General features: G+C 42.7%; 12 protein-coding genes. 8 read left to right on the top strand and 4 right to left on the bottom strand.

Features of this window, described 5'->3' with window-relative positions:
- Positions 1-48 precede the first annotated feature (48 nt).
- The gene (locus R7Z77_RS09720) at positions 49-378 is read left to right on the top strand and encodes a hypothetical protein (protein ID WP_005373609.1); all 330 of its coding nucleotides are present in this window, start codon (positions 49-51) and stop codon (positions 376-378) included.
- Positions 379-503: 125 nt separating this feature from the next.
- On the opposite strand, the gene R7Z77_RS09715 is transcribed toward R7Z77_RS09720, so the two are convergent.
- A complete protein-coding gene (locus R7Z77_RS09715; RefSeq protein ID WP_005373607.1) occupies positions 504-725 on the bottom strand; it encodes a hypothetical protein in 222 nt (73 codons plus the stop codon).
- Between the two features lie 240 nt (positions 726-965).
- A complete protein-coding gene (locus R7Z77_RS09710) occupies positions 966-2399 on the bottom strand; it encodes a glyceraldehyde-3-phosphate dehydrogenase (protein ID WP_025767937.1) in 1434 nt (477 codons plus the stop codon).
- 615 nt (positions 2400-3014) lie between these two features.
- On the opposite strand from R7Z77_RS09710, the gene R7Z77_RS09705 reads away from it, so the two are divergent.
- On the top strand, positions 3015-5651 hold the full coding sequence (locus tag R7Z77_RS09705; protein ID WP_136976708.1) for an ATP-binding protein: 2637 nt from the start codon (positions 3015-3017) through the stop codon (positions 5649-5651).
- Positions 5652-5719: 68 nt separating this feature from the next.
- On the opposite strand, the gene R7Z77_RS09700 is transcribed toward R7Z77_RS09705, so the two are convergent.
- Both R7Z77_RS09700 and R7Z77_RS09695 read right to left on the bottom strand, forming a co-directional pair.
- Positions 5720-7063, bottom strand: coding sequence for an MATE family efflux transporter (locus R7Z77_RS09700; protein WP_025767935.1), 1344 nt, complete (start codon positions 7061-7063; stop codon positions 5720-5722).
- A gap of 121 nt (positions 7064-7184) precedes the next feature.
- Positions 7185-7499, bottom strand: coding sequence for a DUF496 family protein (locus tag R7Z77_RS09695; RefSeq protein WP_005373603.1), 315 nt, complete (start codon positions 7497-7499; stop codon positions 7185-7187).
- A gap of 241 nt (positions 7500-7740) precedes the next feature.
- Here R7Z77_RS09695 and R7Z77_RS09690 point away from each other — a divergent pair, with 241 nt between their 5' ends.
- The 6 genes from R7Z77_RS09690 (at position 7741) to slyA (ending at position 13829) form a co-directional block, all read left to right on the top strand.
- Positions 7741-7944: a hypothetical protein gene (locus R7Z77_RS09690; RefSeq protein ID WP_031777159.1), complete on the top strand. Its 204-nt coding sequence runs from the start codon at positions 7741-7743 to the stop codon at positions 7942-7944.
- Between the two features lie 165 nt (positions 7945-8109).
- Positions 8110-8760 carry a YceH family protein gene (locus tag R7Z77_RS09685; RefSeq protein WP_213960684.1) on the top strand — a complete coding sequence of 217 codons (651 nt, stop codon included), beginning with the start codon at positions 8110-8112 and terminating at the stop codon, positions 8758-8760.
- On the top strand, positions 8757-9074 hold the full coding sequence (locus R7Z77_RS09680) for a GIY-YIG nuclease family protein (RefSeq protein ID WP_005373593.1): 318 nt from the start codon (positions 8757-8759) through the stop codon (positions 9072-9074). The genes R7Z77_RS09685 and R7Z77_RS09680 overlap by 4 nt, the downstream gene beginning before the upstream one ends.
- Positions 9075-9404: 330 nt before the next feature.
- Complete coding sequence (locus tag R7Z77_RS09675; RefSeq protein WP_104980502.1) at positions 9405-10502, top strand: autoinducer 2-binding periplasmic protein LuxP; 1098 nt, start codon at positions 9405-9407, stop codon at positions 10500-10502.
- Positions 10502-13078, top strand: coding sequence for a quorum-sensing autoinducer 2 sensor kinase/phosphatase LuxQ (luxQ, locus tag R7Z77_RS09670; protein WP_017635176.1), 2577 nt, complete (start codon positions 10502-10504; stop codon positions 13076-13078). The genes R7Z77_RS09675 and luxQ overlap by 1 nt, the downstream gene beginning before the upstream one ends.
- 295 nt (positions 13079-13373) lie before the next feature.
- Positions 13374-13829, top strand: a complete 456-nt coding sequence (slyA, locus tag R7Z77_RS09665; RefSeq protein ID WP_017635177.1) for a transcriptional regulator SlyA — start codon at positions 13374-13376, stop codon at positions 13827-13829.
- Positions 13830-13857 lie beyond the last annotated feature (28 nt).

Here is a 13857-nt window from a genome sequence, read left to right as displayed (position 1 = left end):
CTATGAAAGGGGTAGAGACTCCATGACCGTTTAGAAGGTGAGAGCAATATGCAAAGAATAGTAGATTTAGCTCCAGTAGTAATTTTGACCAGTGTTTGCAGCGTTGCTTGGATATTCTTTTCAACAAAGAGCATTTGGGTGTTTTTTGAACTGTTTGTATTTACGATGCTTGGCTTTGGCCTTTTGTACGGGTTACTACAAAAGGCTGATCCTAAACACTTTGACTTTGTTTTAAATCACATCGATGAAATTAAGAAGGAAGGCAAAGATGCTTGCCTAAGCGGCGCTCCGAAAGAATCCAACCCATACTCTGGTGTCGATGGTGATTTATGGGAGGCTGGTTACACAGCCTCCTACAACAAAAAGATAAAGCAATAAACCGCTAGGTGCTTATTCAATATTGTGCTTTTCAAAAAAGCACCCTGCCATTTTAAGGACAGGGTGAAAGCAAGAAGTTTCTCAGGAGCTGTCGGGGGAGAGAAACTCATCTAAATCTTATTTACTTACCGGCGAACCTCTTCAAATTCACCTTCAATCGCATCTGCTTTACCTGTATTAAACTCATATTCTTCGTGCATTTCTCTCTGCATTTTCTTGACGCGCTTTTCAATACGCTTGCCGGTAATTAATGCTGCGATGGTCAACGGAATCGCAATAATCAAGCTAAATACTAATGTAAAAAAGCCGGTAATCAGTGCTAGTGCAGTTACAATAATCCGATTCATAATCATGACCTCTCTGTAATTTATGTGCTCAGATTAATGCTGTGAACATGAACAAAACATGAATGCTGACGTTCACTTTGTCCGGAGAGTGTCAAATGAATGAAACGAAAAAACGCCTGAGGGTGATCAGGCGTATAAACGGGGAAAAATATTAGTAATGCGCATGGCGCTTATTATTTAGAACAAATATGAGATATTGTCCGCTACGCTATGTGGTTAACGTTGTGGAGCAAAGTTCACCTATCGAGGGAATGTTTGGTAACGAACACCCATCATTTGTTCCATACAGTGCACAACTTGGCAGCTGTAACCGAATTCGTTGTCGTACCAGATGTAAAGTACACAACGCTTGTCTTGTGCGATAGTCGCTTGACCATCTACGACGCCTGCATGACGAGAACCAACTAAGTCAGTTGATACAATTTCTGTTGAATCGGTGTAGTCAATCTGTGCCGAAAGCTCAGAGTTCAACGCCATTTCACGCAAGTAATCGTTCAGTGAATCACGGTCTACGTCTTCACCTAAGTTTAGATTAGCGACTGCCATAGATACGTTTGGTGTCGGTACGCGAATCGCGTTGCCTGTTAGCTTGCCTGCAAGCTCTGGCAATGCTTTAGCAACTGCTTTTGCCGCACCTGTTGAAGTCAGAACCATGTTTAGTGAAGCACTACGTCCGCGACGGTCACCAGAGTGGAAGTTGTCGATCAAATTTTGGTCGTTTGTGTATGAGTGCACGGTTTCAATATGGCCAGAAAGAACACCATATTTATCGTTCAGAGCCTTAAGGACTGGCGTGATTGCATTTGTTGTACAGCTTGCCGCAGAGATGATGGTGTCATCTTCTTTAATTACCGACTCATTTACACCGAATACAACGTTTTTGATGTCACCTTTACCTGGTGCTGTTAGCAGTACTTTCTCTGCGCCTTTACACGCTAAGTGTTGGCTCAGGCCTTCAGAATCACGCCAAACACCTGTGTTATCAACAACTAGCGCGTTATTGATACCGAAAGCTGAGTAATCCACTTCGCTTGGGTTATTTGCGTAGATGATTTGGATGTAGTTGCCGTTAACGATCAGTGCTTTACGCTCTTCATCGATAACAATGCTACCGTTGAACTGACCGTGAACTGAGTCACGACGCAGCAAGCTAGCACGCTTCTCCAAATCGCCTTTTTTACCGCCACGAACCACAATCGCACGTAGTCTTAGTGGGTAACCTGGACCACTTTTCTCAATGAGAAGGCGAGTAAGTAGTCGACCAATGCGACCAAACCCGTAAAGAACCACATCACGCGCTTTCAATGAAGAATCTGCGTCGCGAGCGCCATCAAGTGCAGTGATAAGGAAATCGTTTAGAGAGCTTGTATCGTCATGTTCATTCCAGTACATAGTTGCCAATTGGCCAACATCGACACGGCATGAAGAAATGCTCATTTCACAAAGCGCTTGAATAATAGGCATCGTGTGCTCAAGCGAAAGTGGGTTACCGGTATAACGTCTTGCAACGCGATGAGTTTTGAGAATGTCTATAGTAGTAGCATTAATAAGCGTTTTACCAAACAGAACCACTTCGATTCCTTTTTGACGATATAGCTTACCAATTAGAGGGGAAATAGATTCAGCAATCGTTTGGCTAGTTTGCCAGTCTTGGAGATATTTCTCTGGACTCATTGTTGTATTAGACCTTTCACGTTTTGGGGGCTAACCATACTCTCTGCTGTTGCCTCTTCGGCAGCGTGCAAGAGTGTGGTGGGTTATGTAATCGGGTTGTAATAGTTATGTGTGCGGATTCTAAGGTCGGAGTCCTTATTCTGCTAGGAAAATTAAATCCAGTGTAAAACACTACTTAAGGGGACGTTAGTGGTGGATTAATGTGACTAAAGCAGTGGTTTTCACGTATTGACATTTAGAAAGTAACTTACTTTTTTTGCGATGATAACGTTTGCTTTCAAATTAGTTTTGTTGACAAAAATGGATATTTTGCATTTTTGTGTGATTTGACTCGATAAGGCAACTCAATAGGTAAACATACAATAGATGATTTCCTGAAAAGTGAGGCGACTCTTAGTTGTGAGTGAAACTTTATTGTTTGCATCCAACTTTAAGATCAAAAAATATGACTTGAATCACAATTTCCACTTCATTAGCCGATGATAAAATACTCACAATAACCATAATCCAGGTAGGTGAATGTTGTTTGAAAGTAACAATGTCGTATATGCCTTTCAATGCAAGAAACTAGTCTAATATTAAATAAACGGATGAAATCAACCATTAGGCTGATGGATGTTGAGATTATCAATAAAAACACGCTTAGCACTCCTCGCACTATTACCCGCTGTGGTAATAGTGGTGTTTGCAGTTCAGCAGTTTTCTGATAATGCGTTGCGCGTGAGCCGTCTCAATCAAACGGTTAGCAATATTCAAGGTTTCCAATTGATATCCAAGGCCTCCCACTTTATTTACTCCATAGAGAAAGTACGCCGACAGCCTGATCTTCAAGTCTCTGCAGCCATTAATATTGAAGAACAAGGTGAAGTTATTTCTTCTTTGCATCAAAAGTTTGTGAGTAACCCTAATACTGCTGAGTATGCTGATGAACTGAAAGAAGCCATGCTGGGGGTATTGTCAGGTAGATTGAGTGAGATGGACGACCTGGGTGATTGGACATTTCAACAGCTCCAAAATATGTCGCGCTCTTTGTTGCAAAATCATCAATGGTATGGCAGTGACGATGGCATTCGCATGCAAAATTTTATTGCCTACCTTGCTCAGCTCTCTTTTTGGACACAGAAAGAAGCTTGGCTGACGAACCGTTTAGTCCAAGACCCTAAGAGTCGGCTAAGTCAAAGCATGTTTTATCAGGCGATTGACCGACAGCAGCAAAATTTGGATGCGTTTTTAAACTTAGGTGGGTCATACGAGCAAGTGGATAAATTGCTTGGCTTGTTTACTTCGCCGAGATATCAGAGAAACTTGGCGTCTCGCGGACAATTAATATCAGGAGACATGTCACAAAGTGACTACGCCGCGTATTTAAAAGAACTCGATTTTCGTGTGCAGCGCTTACAAGTGCTCATCGATGGGTTCACCAAACAAACTGAGCAGTCGCTTCTCACGCAGGTTCATGAACAAAAGGCCAATATAGCCATGATCAGTTTTGGCGTTGCCTTAGTGGTTATCCTGCTTTGTTGGCTCGGATTTAGTACTTGGTTCCGCGTTAACAGCAAACTCGATGCGATCATTCATACTTTAAACGCGTTGATCAACTCCGAAGAGAAGCAAACAAAAGTCAAAGTTGATGGAAGTGATGAACTGACCATTTTTGCTCAGCAAGTGAATCGAGTGGTTGAAGAAATGCAGAGACAAACTGAAGAAATACTGCATGCAAAAGAGTCAGCAGTATCGGCTAATCGTGCAAAATCTGTGTTTCTTGCCAACATGTCACATGAAATCCGCACGCCCCTTAACGGGATCATGGGCATGACAGAAATACTCTCTCAAAGTGAGTTGTCTTCGCATCAACAAGAAGTTGTTGATGACATTGACTCCTCATCTCAAACACTGCTTACTTTACTTAACGATATATTGGATCTCTCTAAAATAGAGTCTGGACGATTGGAGCTGTCACTAGTAGAAGCGGATATCCGAGAAGTCGTGTATCAGTCGATGATTTTATTCCAATCCAAAGCAACATCTAAACAGCTAAAGTTAGGTATTAATTTAGCTGAAAATATCCCCATTCGCGTGATGGTCGATGATCATCGTGTCAAACAGGTAGTTACGAATCTGGTATCGAATGCGGTTAAGTTTACCGAAAGTGGGCATGTATGCGTTGATGTTAGTTATGAGGAGTTACTTGAGAAAGAACGTGGAGTGCTGAAGTTTAAAGTAGAAGATACCGGAATAGGCATTGATCAAGATAAGTTAACCACGATTTTTGAACCCTTTACTCAGGAAGATGAAGGAGTGTCGAGGCAATTTGGCGGCACAGGGTTGGGTTTGGCTATTTGTTGTCAGCTTGTGTCGATGATGGGGGGCAAGCTCGTAGCAACATCTACAAAAGGAGTGGGAACATGCTTTGAGTTCTCGATTGAGGTTGAAGCAATTCCGGTGTTTGGCTGGCGTTCGGAGGTAATTAATAAAGGGCTTTTGATCTGCTCAAATTACGACTACGCCGACCAAGTATTAAAAGAGTGTCGCTTAGCGAAAATCAATCTCTTTGGTGTTAATAATGTGAATGAAGTGCAAGCGATAAATGATGACTTTGATGTCATATTTCTGTGCCACAGTAACGACGCTAATACCGATGAAATCTTGGATAATCTATCATTTAATTACGATCTTCGCCGTGTGATTATTTGCCAGCATCATTTATCCACTCCCTACGAAAATGCAGAAAAAGTACATGCCGTACTCACATTACCTTTCCTTGGCAATCGATTTAAGCATGTCATTGATGATTTAGCTAAGGTTGAAAAGACTATATCAAGTGACAATGTCACCAATAATGTTGTCAGCTCTGAATATCGAGCGTCGCGCTCTCATCGGAGGATCTTAATTGCGGAGGATAACTTGATGAACCAGAAAATAGCGAGTTTCTTTCTGGATAAAGCAGGTTATGACTATTTGATAACAAGCAACGGTCAAGAAGCGTTAGAAGCCATCACAAAGGGAGAAGAATTCGATGCAATTTTAATGGACTGCATGATGCCCGTGATGGATGGACTGACCGCGACGAAAGAAATTCGTCGTTGGGAAAAGAAAGCAGGACGTGAAAAAACAATGATTATCGCACTCACTGCGAGTGTTTTGGAAGAAGACATCCACAACTGTTTTGCGGCAGGCATGGATGCTTATTTACCTAAGCCGTATAAATCGAACCAGTTATTTGAGCTCTTTAGTGAATTAAAACTCGCCTAGCTAACATTTCAACTTAGACAAGGCGTCAAAACGATAAAGCCCCACTTCAGGGGCTTAGTTCTGATTATTCATTGTTGTGCGTTGGCTTGAGCGCCTGCGAGTTTGCGTATGGTTTGGCGATAGGTTAGGTATGCGGAAACACCAGCTAACAGGTTGCCGATACAAGCGCCTAAGAGTAAACCTCGGATTCCATCCATTTGAGCGCCAACCCACAAGCACGGTAGGAAAAAGACAAACAAGCGCAGCGCTGAAATAGTGAGCGCGGTGTAAGATTTGCCTAATGCATTACAAAGAGAAACCATTAGCATACAAACCCCTAATGAACCCAAACTGATCGGCACTATCAGTAAATGCATTTCCAAGACTTGCTCCACTTGCACATCACTTGTCATCAATAATGCGAGTGGGTTTGCGACGGCAAATGTAATGGCAGCAATCAAAAGTTGGAAACCTAGAATGAATTTTACGGCAATACTGACGAGCCTTTGGATATCTTCATAGTTCTTTGCCCCAAGTAAGCGTCCAACCATTGGAGGCATAGACATTGTCAGCGCCAAGACCGAAACGATAGCAAAGAACTCATAGCGTGAACCAAGCGCCCAAGCGGCGACTGCTGCGGTTCCAAAGCTTGCCAATAATTTTGTTGCTAGCATGGAAGACAACGGTGGCAGCAGTTGGCTAATCATCGCAGGGCCCATAATGTTACCGATAGATGCAACACTTTTGGCTACGTTAAGATCTTGCCATTGTGTCGTTGCCCAGTGATTCTTTTTCACGCGAGGAGCGACGACTAAAATACCAAACCCAAAAGCGACGATGGTTGCTATTGCCGCTCCGTTAATACCCAAGTCAAACGTGAAAATAAATAGCGGATCGAGCACAAGGTTCACGCCGCTGGTTATCATCATCATTGTGCCAGGTAACATTGTATTGCCATTAGCTCGGCAGATACTGTAGTAAAAATACAAAACTGCACCAGTCCATGAGCTTAATAACCACCAAGGCCAGTAACTGTCGATTATCGGCATAACAGATTCTGGAGCGCTTAATAGAGCTAAAATGGGGTAGCGCAAAAGCCAAATTAGCCCGCCAAAAATAGCGACACCAATTGAGCCGATCATCAATACCAATCCGCCAAGTTGTTTGGCATACCGACTTTCATTCGCCCCAAGAGCTTTAGAAATGACCGCTGTCGTTGCGATCCCTAGACCGACTTGAATACCGATAATGACCATTTGCAAAGGCAGAGTGAAACCTTGAGCGGCTAACGGTAAAACGCCGAGCTGACCGATAAACGCACTATCCACAAGCTGAAAGCTCATTAAAGACAGAACGCCAAATAGCATTGGCCAGGTCATCGTAAATAATTGTTTTGCAAGCGTTGGTTGTGTACTTGTCGTAGTTGAAGACATAGAAAGCTGAATGCGTTAGGAATAAGAGTTAGATTGATTGTACACGGCGGTTAGTTTAGAGACAAAAATAAACCCCGAGGAAGATATTCTTGCTCGGGGTTCGAAAATCTAGCTTACGCGTTTATTTTTTGCCGCTAGTTTGCTTGTCTTCTTCAGTCAGCTCACGAATGCGACGGCTGATGTCACGACGTGCTTTAGAGATCTCAGCGCTTTTAATGATGTGGTCATCAACACGATCTTCATAGTCTGCTTTCATATTTTTGATGATTGCGACGATTTCATCGTGAGTCATTTCTGGTTTGATGTAGTCTAGAAGGTTTTCTAGAAGATCAACACGTTTACGGTTATCACGAACTTTCTTCTCGTTATCAAGAAGCTCACGTTTTAGTTTGTTTTTACGACGAGCTTGGTTAACGATTTCAAATACGCTACTCATAGTTCTCTTTCCTAATTTTATGAATATCTTCCTCGATTAAAGCACAACATCCAGTGGCATAACAGTCTTTAGATCAATAGCAATGCAGAGTTGAACATTTCTCAACCAATTGCGTTGTGTCCATATAATCGTGCTGCTTTCTTCGAGTTTTGGCCAACATTGTAGAATCCATCGATTCATTGTCATAACGTGGCCTTCACTATATTATCAACACCATTGAATGCAAAATGATGAACTTGATATGGACTCTGGTAACACTGCGGAGCAAGTAAATAGTCAAGATAATGAGCAAGTCACTCGCTCTGTGGCTGAAAAGTTAAAAACGGCGTATATCAACGCTCGCGAGCAACTCGAAATCATCGAAGTTGAGCTTAATCGTTCAAAAATAATGATGGTCGACCAAGATGGCAATTTGACGAGAGTGCCGATTCTCTCGGAGCATTGATACCTGACCCTATTCGTAAGGGGTGTCAGGTCTTACGCTATGCTTTAGCCTGACACCAACACCTGAACCGCTAACGCTTCTTGCACTGCTGTGTGAATTTATGGCGTATGATTTCGAAGCGATTTAGGTACAAAGTCAAATGCAAAAATAATAAGGAAATGCATTATGAAAGTTGAGCTAACGGCAATTGAAGCACGAGTTATTGGTTGCTTGATCGAAAAAGAAGTCACTACCCCAGATCTTTACCCCCTCAGCCTGAACGCATTAACCAACGCGTGTAATCAAAAAAGCAACCGTGATCCCGTGATGTCACTCTCTGAGTCAGACGTACTCGATGCCGTTGATGCTCTTATTGAGCGCAGGCTCGTCAGTGACGAAAGTGCGTTCAACAGCCGCGTCAGCAAGTATCAACACCGTTTCTGTAATACGGAATTTGGTGATTTAAAGCTGACAGAGCAGGAGAAGGGCATTGTATGCTGTATGCTTTTGCGCGGTGCTCAAACACCTGGGGAAATTCGTACTCGTACTAATCGTCTCGCGACATTTCATGATGTAAAAGAAGTGGAAACGGTCCTTGAGCATTTAGCAAGCGAAGAGAAAGGACCATTAGTGGTCAAATTACCACGTGAGGCTGGTAAGCGGGAGTCGCGTTATATGCATTTGTTCTGTGGTGATGTTGATGCGTCCGAACTTGCAGCGCCTGTGTCTGCTTCAAGCTCGAGCTCCGATCGAGTAAGTCAGCTAGAGCTCGAAGTCGCTCAGCTGAAAGAAGAGCTGGATGAATTAAAAGCTAAGGTTGAGTCACTGCTTTCATGATGGAAAATACAACGCAGCGTTGGAGTGTCTACCTGATACGAAATAACCGCAACGCGTTGTATTGTGGTGTTACCAATGATGTTGAACGAAGATTCAATCAGCACCAAACCGGGAAAGGAGCGAAAGCTTTGAAGGGAAAAGGCCCTTTGGTATTGGAATGGTCATCGGATTTTGACTCAAAGACGCTTGCCATGCGAGCAGAGTACTATATTAAGCAACTAACTAAAGCGAAAAAAGAGCTGCTCGTTATGTCAAAAGCAAATATTGTCGTCGACGAACATCAACAAATGATGTTAGAGATAGTGGCACTCTGATAAGCCCTTGCTACGCAAAGATACACGGAAACCGCCTATGTCACATTGGCGGTTTCTTTTTGTTTTTGGAGTACCATGTAGGAATAAACTGACGCATAATGGGCTGGTGTTCTGTTTAAAGGTCCCGAGTATGAAAAGCGCGAAATGTCTCTACGTCATCGAGACAAAGGAAGCGACTCAATGTACTTTATTTGCATCCACTCAGACCAAGAACCAATTTACTATTGAAACAGACACTAAGAGGAAGGTAGATTACAAGAGTATAGGATGACTCGGCTAGGTAATGAATAGAGCTGAATTAGGCTCATAAAAAAGCTAAAAGAGCAGTAGATGAAAAAAGCGTTAGTATTCTCCCTGATTTCAATGGCCGCTTTTACGCCGAATGTGCAGGCCACCCAAGTTCTTAATGGGTATTGGGCATATCAAGAATTTTTAGACCAGTTTCCACAACAGAAGCAGCTAACTAGTGCGTTGGCTGAAGTGGTAAGAGAAACCCCTGTACCCGTAGCAAAAGACAAAAAGCGTCCACTGAAAATTTCTGTTGTTTATCCAGGGCAGCAGATCTCTGATTATTGGATTCGAAACATCGATGCGTTTGAAAAACGCCTAGATAAGCTTGATATCGACTATCAACTAAATCAAGTGTTTACTCGTCCTAATGCAGATATAAAGCAGCAAAGTTTGTCTTTAATGGAGGCGCTGAAAAGCAACTCCGATTACTTGATCTTTACTCTAGATACCACAAGACATCGTAAGTTTGTTGAGCATGTCTTAGATTCAAAGAAAACCAAGTTAATTTTACAAAATATCACCACACCTGTTAGGGATTGGGAACATCATCAGCCGTTTCTTTATGTTGGTTTCGACCACGCAGAAGGAAGTCGTGAATTGGCCGTTGAGTTTGGCAAGCGTTTCCCTAAACATAGCCACTATAGTGTTCTCTACTTCTCAGAGGGCTACATTAGTGACATCAGAGGCAACACTTTTATCAACCAAGTGAACCGCGATAATCAATTTGAACTACAATCTGCTTACTACACCAAAGCAACAAAGCAATCTGGGTATGAAGCTGCAAAAGCCAGTTTGGAGAAGTATCCGGACGTTGACTTCATTTACGCGTGTTCTACCGATGTAGCATTAGGTGCTGTTGACGCTCTTAAAGAGTTAGGTCGTGATGATGTCATGATCAATGGTTGGGGCGGCGGTTCAGCAGAGTTAGAGGCGCTTTCTAAAGGGGAGTTAGACGTTACCGTTATGCGTATGAACGATGATACAGGTATTGCAATGGCTGAGGCCATTAAGTGGGATTTAGAAGGAAAGCCAGTTCCCACCGTTTACTCTGGTGATTTTGAAGTCGTTACCAAATCGGACTCTCCAGAAAGAATTGAAGCATTAAGAAAACGTGCATTTAGATACTCAGATAATTGATGACAACTACATCAAAAACAAGAAAGCGTCGCTCACTGTCGACGCTTATTACCAAAATAATTATTCTCGTACTTGCTCCGATCATTCTAGGCATCTTTGTTCAGAGTTATTACTTCTCGAAGCAGATTATTTGGCAGGAAGTCGACCGAACCAAGCAGCAGACCTCTGCCCTGATCCTGAACATTTTTGATAGCCATTTTGCAGCGATTCAGATTCATCACAACAGCAATTCGAAAAGTGATGTTGTATTGGATTTTTATACAGAACGTGATGAAGAGGCACTCAATTACTTTTTCATGAGTATTGACCAGAGTGATCCTTCCCATACACCAGAGTTTCGTTTCCTAACCGATCATCAAGGTATTATTTGGGACGATGGCAACGCGCATTTCTATGGCATCAACAATCTGATACTTAGCCGACTTGCCAGTCAGGTGACCTTTAGCAACAACTGGTATTATCTACCCTCACAGACCCCGATGGGAACTCGCCATCTGTTACTTCGTCGCGTACCCGTTTTACAACCTAAAACCGGTGAAGTGATGGGGTACTCTTACAATGTTGTTGTTTTAGATAATAACTTTGGGTTGATGGAAAGGTTAAAAAATGAAGGCAACGTCGACAATGTTGTGTTGGTCGCTAACAACACACCATTGGCAAGCTCATTAGTAGGAGATGAGGCTTATCAAATATTTGACGTACTCAAACGACGAGAGTCCCAGCACAAGCTTGACCAATTATTGATCATCAAAACCCCTATTGAGGTAAATGCCGCCGAGACTGACTTGTGCTTGCTTACTGTGCAAGACAATCAGAGCGTGGTGACATTGCAAATCCAACACCTGCTAGCAATGCTAGCCTCAGTTATCGGTATGGTCATGATTGCGCTAATGACTAAAGAATGGATCGAGAATCGAGTAGTTGAAGAGTTAGGATCCCTGATGGCATATACCCGCTCGGCTCGTGAAGAAAAAGGATTTGAGCGTTTTGAGGGGTCAGATATTGAGGAATTCGATCATATTGGTTCGACACTAGAAAACACTTTTGAAGAGCTTGAAGCACAAAAGCGCTCTTTCCGCGACCTGTTTAACTTTGCGTTATCACCTATTATGGTGTGGTCTGAATCGGGTGTGCTTGTCCAAATCAATCCGGCAGCACGCAAAGAGTTAGTCATGGAAAACGATGTTGAAACCATGCACCCAGTGTTCAAAGGTTTCAAAGAAAAGTTGATGCCACACCTTCGCATGGCGGCTCAGGGAGCTACGTTGACAGGCGTTAATGTGCCAATTGGAGACAAAGTATATCGCTGGAACTTATCGCCGATTCGAGTTGATGGAGATATTAGCGGTATTATTGTTCAAGGTCAGGATATTACCACGCTAATTGAGGCGGAAAAACAGAGTAACTTGGCGCGCAAAGAAGCAGAGAAATCTGCTCAAGCCCGTGCCGACTTTCTGGCTAAAATGAGCCATGAGATCCGAACGCCAATCAATGGAATTTTAGGGGTTGCTCAATTGCTAAAAGACTCTGTGGAAACAGAAGAGCAGAATAACCAAATTGACGTACTTCGACATAGTGGTGAGCACTTACTTGCTGTTTTGAATGATATTTTGGACTTTTCGAAGATTGAGCAGGGTAAGTTTAATATCCAAAAGCACCCGTTTTCTTTCACTGATACAATTCGAACGTTAGAAAACATTTATCGTCCTATTTGTGAAAGTAAAGGCGTCAACCTTGTCATTGAAAACAAAATAGATCCCAATGTTGAAATCTTTACTGACCAAGTTCGTCTGAACCAAATTTTATTCAACCTAGTCAGTAACTCAGTAAAGTTTACGCCCTCGGGTAGCGTGCGCTTGCATGCTGAACTTGAGCAGTTCTATGGCGCTGACAATAGCGTGCTGGTCGTGGAAATTACGGATACAGGTATCGGCATCGAGTCTGACAAACTCGACCAAATGTTCGAGCCTTTTGTTCAAGAAGAAGCAACAACGACTCGAGAATACGGCGGCAGTGGCTTAGGGCTGACCATTGTGAAGAGCCTCGTCGACATGCTGGAAGGTGATGTTCAAGTCCGCAGTCAGAAAGGCTTAGGAACGACTTTTGTCATTACAATGCCAGTGAAAGATCGTGAGCGAGTACTCACCCCTCTTGATTCGAGTTTGCGAGTTAAGCCAGGTGAACTATTTGCAGAGAGTCTCAAAGTGTTGTTGGTAGAGGATAACCATACTAACGCATTCATTCTAAAAGCGTTTTGTAACAAGTACAAAATGCAGGTTGATTGGGCGAAAGATGGGTTAGAAGCAATGGAATTCTTAAAAGATCATACTTACGATTTGATACTGATGGACAACCAACTTCCGCATCTTGGTGGAATTGAAACGACCAAAGAGATCCGACAAAAGCTAAAACTAGGCACGCCAATTTATGCGTGTACTGCTGACACCGCGAAAGAAACCAGTGACGCCTTTATGGAATCGGGTGCGAATTACGTGCTTCTCAAGCCGATTAAAGAAAATGCGCTCCATGAAGCATTTGTGGATTTTAAGCAGCGGTTCTTAGTTGAGCGAACATAAGGAATTGGCTCACTACGAGATAACCCAATTATTCATTATCTGAAAAGCACAACACCATGACAGTGGGTTGTGCTTTTTTGTATCTGACCCTTTTACTCTTATACAAATCAGACTTTATTGGTCTCGACGTTTGTTGTGTACATCGCTGCATTTCAAGTTCAAACATAGTGTTGTGTTACTTAGATTTCTGCCCCTTCACTGACACACCCAACGTGATTTCAATCACAAAAAGATATTTACTTAGCGTGCTAACTATTTTATATTACTTAGCACGCTAAGTAATTGAGTAGATCTTATGATTCAAGACATCAACAGTTTGCGAGACCTTTCTCTGGCTGAAAAATTATCTCGTGTTGCTCGTTTGTGGAAAATGGTTGCAGATCGCGAGTTAGAGCCTTTAAACCTAACGTATCCGCGTTGGACTGCGTTATGGAAGCTTTATCGAATGGGTGACAACATCAGTCAGAAGCATTTGGCTGAAGCGCTTGAGATCGAGTTAGCGTCGTTGATGCGAACATTAAAATTATTAGAAGAGCAATCTCTGATCGTTCGCCATTGCTGTGAACACGATAAGCGAGCACGTATTGTTAGCCTCACAGAAGAGGGGAAAACCCTACTAAAGCAAATGGAGGCTCGAATTCTTCAAGTTCGAAGCAAGCTCCTAACGGACATCAACGACCAGGAACTTCAGCAGCTTTCATTGATTCTTGATCAGATTGCTCACAATGCGCTTGATTCACTTAGCGAATAAGTCAGAAAACCGAATAAAAAGAGAAGTA

Source organism: Vibrio sp. 1401 (assembly GCF_033340295.1).
The sequence above is the reverse complement of the archived record's forward strand: the minus strand, read 5'-3'. Positions and strand labels throughout refer to the sequence as shown.

Coding starts and splice junctions, on each gene's coding strand:
- R7Z77_RS09695 (WP_005373603.1), bottom strand. CDS start 7,499: ATGAGTAGCGTATTTGAAATCGTTAACCAAGCTCGTCGTAAAAACAAA.
- R7Z77_RS09680 (WP_005373593.1), top strand. CDS start 8,757: ATGATGGAAAATACAACGCAGCGTTGGAGTGTCTACCTGATACGAAAT.
- R7Z77_RS09690 (WP_031777159.1), top strand. CDS start 7,741: ATGGACTCTGGTAACACTGCGGAGCAAGTAAATAGTCAAGATAATGAG.
- R7Z77_RS09705 (WP_136976708.1), top strand. CDS start 3,015: ATGTTGAGATTATCAATAAAAACACGCTTAGCACTCCTCGCACTATTA.
- R7Z77_RS09715 (WP_005373607.1), bottom strand. CDS start 725: ATGAATCGGATTATTGTAACTGCACTAGCACTGATTACCGGCTTTTTT.
- slyA (WP_017635177.1), top strand. CDS start 13,374: ATGATTCAAGACATCAACAGTTTGCGAGACCTTTCTCTGGCTGAAAAA.
- R7Z77_RS09700 (WP_025767935.1), bottom strand. CDS start 7,063: ATGTCTTCAACTACGACAAGTACACAACCAACGCTTGCAAAACAATTA.
- R7Z77_RS09720 (WP_005373609.1), top strand. CDS start 49: ATGCAAAGAATAGTAGATTTAGCTCCAGTAGTAATTTTGACCAGTGTT.
- R7Z77_RS09675 (WP_104980502.1), top strand. CDS start 9,405: ATGAAAAAAGCGTTAGTATTCTCCCTGATTTCAATGGCCGCTTTTACG.
- luxQ (WP_017635176.1), top strand. CDS start 10,502: ATGACAACTACATCAAAAACAAGAAAGCGTCGCTCACTGTCGACGCTT.
- R7Z77_RS09710 (WP_025767937.1), bottom strand. CDS start 2,399: ATGAGTCCAGAGAAATATCTCCAAGACTGGCAAACTAGCCAAACGATT.
- R7Z77_RS09685 (WP_213960684.1), top strand. CDS start 8,110: ATGAAAGTTGAGCTAACGGCAATTGAAGCACGAGTTATTGGTTGCTTG.